This window comes from Flavimobilis marinus, from assembly GCF_900113055.1.
GTDB classification, from domain to species: domain Bacteria; phylum Actinomycetota; class Actinomycetes; order Actinomycetales; family Cellulomonadaceae; genus Flavimobilis; species Flavimobilis marinus.
Genome location: NZ_FONZ01000002.1, coordinates 787,399 through 796,483, shown reverse-complemented (window position 1 = coordinate 796,483; position 9,085 = coordinate 787,399). Strand labels below are relative to the sequence as shown.

The following is a 9,085-nucleotide window of genomic DNA, read 5'->3' as shown; positions in this document are numbered from 1 at the left end:
ACTAAAGACTGCTGAAGCTGACCGGTACTAATTGGCCGACAACTTGACTACAACAATATTTGCTACGCGTCCACTGTGCGGTTCCCGAGATACGAACGGGAACCCGAGAAGCCACACCTTGACCGGTGGCACCCTCGGGCCCAGACATCTCCATAGAGTTACGGCGGTCATAGCGAGAGGGAAACGCCCGGCTCCATTCCGAACCCGGAAGCTAAGCCTCTCAGCGCCGATGGTACTGCCCTGGAGACGGGGTGGGAGAGTAGGACGCCGCCGAACACCCATTCACGAAGGCCCACCCCGACACCGGGGGTGGGCCTTCGTCGTACCCACACACGGCCACGGCTGCCGTCCCGTCACTGCCGCCCGGTAGACTCGTGCGCATGTCCACCATCTCCCGAGACGAAGTCGCGCGCGTCGCCGCTCTCGCTCGCATCGACCTGTCCGAGGACGAGGTCACCCGCCTCGCCGGCGAGCTCGACGTCATCGTCGACGCCATCGCGAAGGTGAGCGAGGTCGCGACGCCCGACGTCCCAGCGACCAGCCACCCGCTGCCCCTGACCAACGTCTTCCGCGAGGACGTGCCCGTGCCGGCGCTCGATCCCGCCGAGGTCATGGCAGGCGCCCCCGCGTCCGACGAGGGCCGCTTCCTCGTGCCCCAGATCCTCGGGGAGGAGTGACCATGGACCTCACTCGACTCTCCGCCGCCGAGCTCAGCGAGCGACTGATCGCAGGCACCGTCACCTCGGTCGAGGTGACCCAGGCCCACCTCGACCGCATGTCCGCGGTCGAGCCCGCCGTGCACGCGTTCCTCTACACGAACGCCGAGGAGGCCCTCGCGGTCGCCGCCGACGTCGACACGCGCCGGGCCGCCGGTGAGGAGCTCCACCCGCTCGCCGGTGTCCCGATCGCCGTCAAGGACGTCGTCGTCACGCGCGGCATGCCCACCACGGCCGGCTCGAAGATCCTCGAGGGCTGGGTGCCCCCGTACGACGCCACGATCGTCGAGCGCATCCGGGCCGCGCGCATGCCGATCCTCGGCAAGACCAACATGGACGAGTTCGCCATGGGCTCCTCGACCGAGCACTCCGCCTACGGCAACACCCACAACCCCTGGGACCTCACGCGGATCCCCGGCGGCTCAGGTGGTGGCTCCGCCGCTGCCGTCGCCGCCTACGAGGCGCCCCTGGCCATCGGCACCGACACCGGCGGGTCCATCCGCCAGCCCGGCGCCGTCACGGGCACCGTCGGCGTCAAGCCCACCTACGGAGGCGTCTCCCGCTACGGGCTCATCGCGATGGCGTCCTCGCTCGACCAGGCCGGTCCCGTCACCCGCACGGTGCTCGACGCCGCGCTCCTGCACGAGGTCATCGGCGGCCACGACGCGCGCGACTCCACCTCGATCGACGAGCCGCTGCCAGGTCTCGTCGAGGCGGCGCGCAAGGGCGCGGCGCGCGACCTCACCGGCCTGCGGATCGGTGTCGTCAAGGAGCTCAGCGGCGAGGGCTACCAGGCCGGCGTCGAGGCGCGGTTCCACGAGTCGCTCGAGATGCTCACGGCCATGGGCGCCACGGTGGTCGAGGTCTCCTGCCCGAACTTCGACTACGCCCTGGGTGCGTACTACCTGATCATGCCGTCCGAGGCCTCGAGCAACCTGGCCAAGTTCGACGGCATGCGGTTCGGCCTGCGCGTCGAGCCTGACGAGGGCCCGGTCACCGCCGAGCGCGTCATGGCGGCCACGCGAGGCCAGGGCTTCGGCGACGAGGTCAAGCGCCGCATCATCCTCGGCACCTACGCCCTGTCCGCGGGCTACTACGACGCCTACTACGGCAGCGCGCAGAAGGTTCGCACGCTCATCCAGCGTGACTTCGACGCCGCGTTCGAGCAGGTCGACGTCCTCGTCTCGCCCACGGCACCGACGACGGCGTTCCCGCTCGGCGCCAAGCTGGACGACCCGCTCGCGATGTACCTCAACGACATCGCCACCATCCCCGCCAACCTGGCCGGCGTCCCGGGCATCTCCGTGCCCAACGGTCTGTCCGACGACGGCCTCCCGGTCGGCTTCCAAGTCCTCGCGCCCGCCAAGGCCGACGACCGTCTGTACCTCGTGGGCGCGGCCCTCGAGAGCGCGTGCGAGGCCGCCTGGGGCGCGCCCCTGCTCGCGCAGGCCCCTGAGCTGGAGGTGAACCGATGAGCGCTCCCACCGTGGACCTCGTCGCGTACGACGACGCCATCGACCGCTACGACCCGGTGCTCGGCATCGAGGTCCACGTCGAGCTCGGCACCCGGACCAAGATGTTCTGCGGCGCAGAGGTCGAGTTCGGCGGCGCGCCCAACTCGCAGGTCACGCCGGTCTCGCTCGGTCTGCCCGGCGCGCTGCCCGTCGTCAACCGCGCGGCCGTCGAGTACGCCATCCGGATCGGCCTGGCGCTCAACTGCCAGATCGCGGAGTCCTGCCGCTTCGCCCGGAAGAACTACTTCTACCCGGACGTGCCCAAGAACTTCCAGACGTCGCAGTACGACGAGCCCATCGCCTTCGACGGGTACCTCGACGTCGAGCTCGAGGACGGCACCGTGTTCCGCGTCGACATCGAGCGCGCGCACATGGAGGAGGACGCCGGCAAGAACACGCACGTGGGCGGCTCCACCGGTCGCATCCACGGCGCCGAGTACTCCCTCATCGACTACAACCGCGCGGGGATCCCGCTCGTGGAGATCGTCACGCGGCCCATCGAGGGTGCTGGCGCGCGGGCACCGGAGGTCGCCCGTGCTTACGTCCAGACGCTGCGGGACATCTTCCGCGCTCTCGACGTCTCCGAGGCGCGCATGGAGCGCGGCAACGTCCGGGCGGACGTGAACCTCTCGCTGCGCCCGACCCCGGAGTCTCCGCTCGGCACGCGCACCGAGACCAAGAACGTCAACTCGTTCCGGTCCATCGAACGTGCCGTGCGCTACGAGGTCTCCCGCCAGGCGGCGGTGCTCGACGCCGGCGCCACGGTCACGCAGGAGACGCGGCACTGGCACGAGGACACCGGCATCACGACGCCGGGGCGCATCAAGTCCGACGCCGACGACTACCGCTACTTCCCGGAGCCGGACCTGGTGCCCGTGGCGCCGAGCCGCGCCTGGGTCGAGGAGATCCGCGCGGGCCTGCCGGAGCTCCCGGTCGAGCGCCGGCGTCGGCTCCAGACCGAGTGGGGCTACGCCGACCCCGAGATGCGCGACGTCGTCAACGCCGGGGCGATCGACCTCATCGAGGCCACGATCGCCGCAGGCACCAGCGCTGCGGGCGCGCGCAAGTGGTGGATGGGCGAGCTGGCGCGGCGCGCCAAGACGGACGAGGTCGAGCTCGAGCAGCTGCCCATCACGCCGGCGCAGATCGCTGAGCTCCAGGGCCTGGTCGACGCGGGCACCCTGAACGACAAGCTCGCTCGTCAGGTGCTCGAGGGCATGCTGGCGGGAGAGGGCAGCCCACAGGAGATCGTCGCGGCACGGGGTCTCGGCATCGTCTCCGACGACGGGCCGCTCCTCGCCGCGATCGACGAGGCGCTCGCCAAGCAGCCCGACATCGCTGAGAAGATCCGCTCGGGCAACCTCGGACCGATCGGCGCCGTCATCGGCGCAGTCATGAAGGCCACGCGCGGGCAGGCCGACGCGGGGCGCGTGCGCGAGCTCGTGCTCGAGCGGGTCGGGGCCTGACGTGCTCGGCCCGGAGCTGGTCGGAGAGCTCGTCCGGGTGCGCCCCCTCGCCGAGCGTGACGCGGACCGCACCTGGGAGCTCGTCCAGGACGCAGAAGCGTTGCGCCTGACGGGCACCACCACGACGTTCACCCGCGCGCAGGTGGACGAGTGGACCCGGACGATCTCCGACCAGCCCGGGCGGTACGACTTCGCCATCACCTCCGCCGTGCAGCGTGACGGCGTCTACGTGATGGACGAGATGATCGGCGAGGTCGTCCTGACCGACGTCGACGATGCCCGGCGGTCCGCGCAGCTGCGCCTCAACATGCTCCCCAACTACCGCGGACGCGGCTACGGCGGTGACGCCATCCAGTCCATCCTGGACTGGGCGTTCGACCCCGACGCGCTCGGGCTGCACCGCGTGAGCCTTGAGGTGCTCAGCATCAACCCTCGCGCCCGCATGCTGTACGAGTCCCAGGGCTTCCGCCGCGAGGGCGTGCTGCGCGACGCCGCGCGCGACGGCGACGGCTTCTGTGACGTGCTGGTCATGAGCATCCTCGAGCACGAGCACGAGGGGCGCCCGGAGGGGGCCGGCCCCGCCCCCGACGACGAGCTCCGGGACCGCCACAGCTGACCGGGCTGCCCTGCATGGGGCCCCTGGCATCACGCGGCGACCTGGGGCACGCTGAGGTCATGACCGAGACGATGCGCCACGGCGTGGCTCAGGAGGCCGTCGGCGCTGCCGGTTGGCGCGTCCTGCTGTCCGAGATTCACACCTACGTGCCGACGGGCAGCTACACCCGGGGCCTGGAGCTGGTGAACGACATCGCGCGGCTCGCCGAGGACGCCGGGCACCACCCGGACGTCACGCTGCGCTACGCAGGGGTCCACGTCCGGCTCACCAGCCACGACATCGGAGACCTGACGCAGCGCGACGTCGATCTCGCTCTCGCGATCACGGCGGCGGTCCGGGCGCGCGGGCTCGAGACCCGTATCGAGCAGCTCGCCGTCACCGAGATCGCGATCGACGCGCTCGACATCCCGGGAGTCCTCCCGTTCTGGCAGGCCGCGCTCAGGTACCAGGCCGACGGCTACGACACGCTCGTCGACCCGCTCGGCCTCGGCCCCTCGGTCTGGTTCCAGCAGATGGACGCCCCGCGCCCGGAGCGCAGCACGTTCCACCTGGACGTCACGGTGCCGCACGACCTGGTCGCCGACCGCCTCGCCGCCGTCCTGCGCGCGGGCGGCACCCTGCTGTCGGACGAGCGCGCCCCGGCGTTCTGGGTCCTGGCTGACCCCGAGGGCAACGAGGCGTGCCTGTGCACGTGGCAGGACCGTTCCACCGCCTGACGGCACCCGAACGCGCCGGCCCACAGGACGGACGGCGTCACGACGCTCCGGGCCGACGACGTAGCGTGAGGCGGCGCCGTCGTGCTGGCGCGCCGATCGTCGAAGGAGCACCCACCTCATGAGCCGTCCCCTGCGTTCCCGGACGTCCACCCACGGTCGCAACATGTCGGGCGCCCGCGCCCTCTGGCGCGCGACCGGCATGGGCTCGGAGGACTTCGGCAAGCCGATCATCGCGATCGCGAACTCGTACACGCAGTTCGTCCCCGGGCACGTCCACCTCAAGGACATGGGTGACCTCGTGGCTTCCGCGATCCGCGAGGCCGGGGGAGTGTCGAAGGAGTTCAACACGATCGCCGTGGACGACGGCATCGCGATGGGCCACGCCGGGATGCTCTACTCGCTCCCCAGCCGCGACCTGATCGCCGACTCGGTCGAGTACATGGTCAACGCCCACTGCGCGGACGCCCTCGTGTGCATCTCCAACTGCGACAAGATCACCCCGGGCATGCTGAACGCCGCCCTGCGGCTCAACATCCCGGTCATCTTCGTCTCCGGCGGCCCCATGGAGGCCGGCAAGGCGATCATCGCCGACGGCGTGGCCAAGACGTCGCTGAACCTCATCAACGCAATCAACTACGCGGCCGACGACGACGTCTCGGACGAGGCGCTCGCCAAGGTCGAGGAAGCCGCCTGCCCCACCTGCGGCTCGTGCTCGGGCATGTTCACCGCGAACTCGATGAACTGCCTCACCGAGGCGCTCGGGCTCTCGCTGCCCGGTAACGGGTCGACGCTCGCGACCCACGCCGCGCGCAAGGAGCTCTTCCTCGAGGCCGGTCGCACGATCGTCGACCTCGCGCGTCGCTACTACGACGACGAGGACGACTCCGCAGCCCCGCGAGCGATTGCCACCAAGGCGGCGTTCGCCAACGCGATGACGCTCGACGTCGCGATGGGCGGCTCCACGAACACGGTGCTGCACATCCTCGCGGCCGCGCAGGAGGGCGAGATCGACTTCGACCTGACGGACATCGAGGAGATCAGCCGGCGCGTGCCCTGCTTGTCCAAGGTTGCGCCCAACCATCCCGACTTCCACATGGAGGACGTGCACCGCGCGGGCGGCATCCCGGCGCTGCTCGGCGAGCTCGACCGTGCCGGTCTGCTGGACCACGACGTGACCTCCGTGCACACCCCGACGCTGCGTGCCTGGCTGGACGACTGGGACGTCCGCGGCGGCAAGGCCACCGAGCGCGCCGTCGAGCTCTTCCACGCGGCCCCGGGCGGCGTGCGGACCACCCAGGCGTTCTCGACGTCGAACCGTTGGGAGACGCTCGACACCGACGCGGCGAACGGGTGCATCCGCGACCTCGCGAACGCCTACACGGTCGAGGGCGGGCTCGCCGTGCTGCGCGGCAACCTCGCCGTGGACGGCGCCGTCTTCAAGACCGCCGGCGTGGACCCCGACGTCTTCCACTTCGTCGGTCGCGCGCTCGTGTGCGAGTCGCAGGACGAGGCCGTCGAGAAGATCCTCACCAAGCAGGTGCAGCCCGGCCACGTCGTCGTCGTGCGCTACGAAGGTCCCGCGGGGGGACCCGGGATGCAGGAGATGCTCTACCCGACGTCGTTCATCAAGGGGCGTGGCCTGGGCAAGGTGTGCGCGTTGATCACCGACGGGCGGTTCTCCGGCGGATCGTCGGGCATCTCGATCGGCCACGTGTCGCCCGAGGCTGCTGCCGGCGGTCTGATCGGCCTCGTCGAGGACGGGGACGAGATCGAGATCGACGTCGACACGCGCCTCATCCGCCTGAACGTCCCGGACGCCGTGCTCGCCGAGCGCCGCGCGAAGATGGAGGCGTCCGAGCGCCCGTGGCAGCCGGTCGACCGGGACCGCTACGTGTCCCCGGCGCTGCAGGCCTACGCGGCCATGGCGACGTCGGCGGACCGCGGCGCCGTTCGCGACGTCTCGCTGATCCGCCGCCGCTGACCCTCCGGTTCCCGCCACCGGGCAGGAATGTGCGCAATCTGTTGCTCCGAGGGACAGATAGCGCACAATCCTCGGCGACGCTGGCGTCGGTGAGGGGGGAAGAGCGCTCGGTGACGGCCGGGGCCGGGGTGGCGCCATCGCCGCCGCCGACGACATACTCGGGTATGCGCCCCACCGATGGATCCCCCCAGCCTGAGCACGACATCAAGCCGCGCAGCCGGCAGGTCACCGACGGGATCGAGGCGACCGCCTCCCGTGGGATGCTGCGCGCCGTCGGGCTCGGGGACGAGGACTTCGCCAAGCCGCAGATCGGCGTCGCGAGCTCGTGGAACGAGATCACGCCGTGCAACCTGTCGCTCGACCGCCTCGCCAAGGCCGCGAAGAACGGCGTGCACGCGGCTGGCGGCTTCCCGCTCGAGTTCGGCACCATCTCCGTGTCCGACGGGATCTCCATGGGCCACGAGGGGATGCACTTCTCCCTCGTCAGCCGCGACGTGATCGCGGACTCGGTCGAGACGGTCATGCAGGCCGAGCGCCTCGACGGGTCGGTCCTGCTGGCGGGCTGCGACAAGTCGCTGCCCGGCATGCTCATGGCTGCCGCGCGCCTCGACCTCGCCGCCGTGTTCCTGTACGCGGGCACGATCATGCCCGGGTGGGTCAAGCTCGAGGACGGGACCGAGAAGGACGTCACCCTCATCGACGCCTTCGAGGCGGTCGGGGCGTGCTCACGCGGGCTGATGAGCACCGAGGACCTCGGCCGGATCGAGCGCGCGATCTGCCCGGGTGAGGGTGCGTGCGGCGGCATGTATACCGCCAACACGATGGCGTCGGTGGCCGAGGCCATGGGCATGTCCCTGCCTGGCTCCGCGGCCCCGCCCTCGGCCGACCGGCGCCGCGACGTGTTCGCGCAGCGCTCGGGCGAGGCCGTCGTGAACCTCCTGCGCCAGGGCATCACGGCGCGCCAGATCATCACCAAGGAGTCGCTCGAGAACGCGATCGCCGTCGTGATGGCGTTCGGCGGGTCCACCAACGCCGTCCTGCACCTGCTGGCGATCGCGCACGAGGCCGAGGTCGACCTCGAGCTCGCCGACTTCGCTCGCGTCGCCGCGAAGGTCCCGCACCTGGGCGACCTCAAGCCGTTCGGCCGCTACGTGATGGCCGACGTCGACCGCATCGGTGGGGTGCCCGTCGTGATGAAGGCGCTGCTCGACGCGGGCCTGCTCCACGGTGACTGCCTCACGGTCACGGGCCGCACGGTCGCGGAGAACCTCGCGGACATTGCGCCGCCGGACCCGGACGGGAAGATCCTGCGGGCGCTCGACAACCCGATCCACCGCACGGGCGGCATCACGATCCTCGCTGGCAGCCTCGCGCCCGAGGGCGCCGTCGTGAAGTCCGCGGGCTTCGACTCCGACGTCTTCCTCGGTACGGCGCGCGTGTTCGAGCGCGAGCGCGCGGCGATGGATGCCCTCGAGGACGGGACCATCCAGGCGGGCGACGTCGTCGTCATCCGGTACGAGGGGCCCAAGGGCGGGCCGGGCATGCGCGAGATGCTCGCCATCACCGGAGCGATCAAGGGCGCCGGGCTCGGCAAGGACGTCCTGCTGCTGACGGACGGGCGGTTCTCGGGCGGCACCACCGGCCTGTGCGTCGGGCACGTCGCGCCCGAGGCCGTCGACGGCGGCCCGATCGCCCTGGTCCGCGACGGCGACCAGATCCGGCTGGACGTCCAGCACGCGACCCTCGACCTGCTGGTGGACGAGGCCGAGCTCGAAGCGCGTCGGCGCGACTGGGCCCCGTTGCCGCCCCGCTACACCCGCGGCGTGCTCGCGAAGTACGCCAAGCTCGTGCAGTCCGCGAGTCGTGGGGCCATCCTCGAGTGAGCGGGCGCGTCTTGACTCATGAGACGCGCCACGACGCTATGTGACACGCGACCCGGGGCGGGCGTATGGTGACGACGTGCACCACATTCTCCTCGTAGTTACCGAGCGCGCAGTCTGAGGCCATCGGCCACGTCAGACCGCGCGCTTGCCCCTCGTCCAGCCCTACCCGGGTTCGAGGGGTTTTTTTATGCCG

The 9,085-nt window shown here is 70.8% G+C and carries 7 protein-coding genes and 1 rRNA gene; all 8 read left to right on the top strand.

Annotation, left to right across the window (positions count from 1 at the left end; translation table 11 throughout):
- Window positions 1-159: 159 nt before the first annotated feature.
- The 8 genes from rrf (at window position 160) to ilvD (BMZ30_RS08605) (ending at window position 8,892) form a co-directional block, all read left to right on the top strand.
- Window positions 160-276, top strand: a 5S ribosomal RNA gene (rrf, locus tag BMZ30_RS08640).
- A gap of 104 nt (window positions 277-380) precedes the next feature.
- Window positions 381-677, top strand: a complete 297-nt coding sequence (gene gatC / locus BMZ30_RS08635; RefSeq protein ID WP_093377254.1) for an Asp-tRNA(Asn)/Glu-tRNA(Gln) amidotransferase subunit GatC — start codon at window positions 381-383, stop codon at window positions 675-677.
- Between the two features lie 2 nt (window positions 678-679).
- A complete protein-coding gene (gene gatA, locus BMZ30_RS08630; RefSeq protein ID WP_093377252.1) occupies window positions 680-2,191 on the top strand; it encodes an Asp-tRNA(Asn)/Glu-tRNA(Gln) amidotransferase subunit GatA in 1,512 nt (503 codons plus the stop codon).
- Window positions 2,188-3,696: an Asp-tRNA(Asn)/Glu-tRNA(Gln) amidotransferase subunit GatB gene (gatB, locus tag BMZ30_RS08625; RefSeq protein WP_093377249.1), complete on the top strand. Its 1,509-nt coding sequence runs from the start codon at window positions 2,188-2,190 to the stop codon at window positions 3,694-3,696. Before gatA ends, gatB begins: the two co-directional genes overlap by 4 nt.
- 1 nt (window position 3,697) lies before the next feature.
- Window positions 3,698-4,312: a GNAT family N-acetyltransferase gene (locus BMZ30_RS08620; protein ID WP_093377246.1), complete on the top strand. Its 615-nt coding sequence runs from the start codon at window positions 3,698-3,700 to the stop codon at window positions 4,310-4,312.
- A 59-nt stretch (window positions 4,313-4,371) separates the two neighbouring features.
- The gene (locus tag BMZ30_RS08615; RefSeq protein WP_093377244.1) at window positions 4,372-5,028 is read left to right on the top strand and encodes a VOC family protein; all 657 of its coding nucleotides are present in this window, start codon (window positions 4,372-4,374) and stop codon (window positions 5,026-5,028) included.
- A 118-nt stretch (window positions 5,029-5,146) separates the two neighbouring features.
- On the top strand, window positions 5,147-7,009 hold the full coding sequence (ilvD, locus tag BMZ30_RS08610) for a dihydroxy-acid dehydratase (RefSeq protein WP_093377241.1): 1,863 nt from the start codon (window positions 5,147-5,149) through the stop codon (window positions 7,007-7,009).
- Window positions 7,010-7,173: 164 nt separating this feature from the next.
- Window positions 7,174-8,892: a dihydroxy-acid dehydratase gene (ilvD, locus tag BMZ30_RS08605; RefSeq protein ID WP_093377239.1), complete on the top strand. Its 1,719-nt coding sequence runs from the start codon at window positions 7,174-7,176 to the stop codon at window positions 8,890-8,892.
- The last annotated feature ends 193 nt before the right edge of the window (window positions 8,893-9,085 follow it).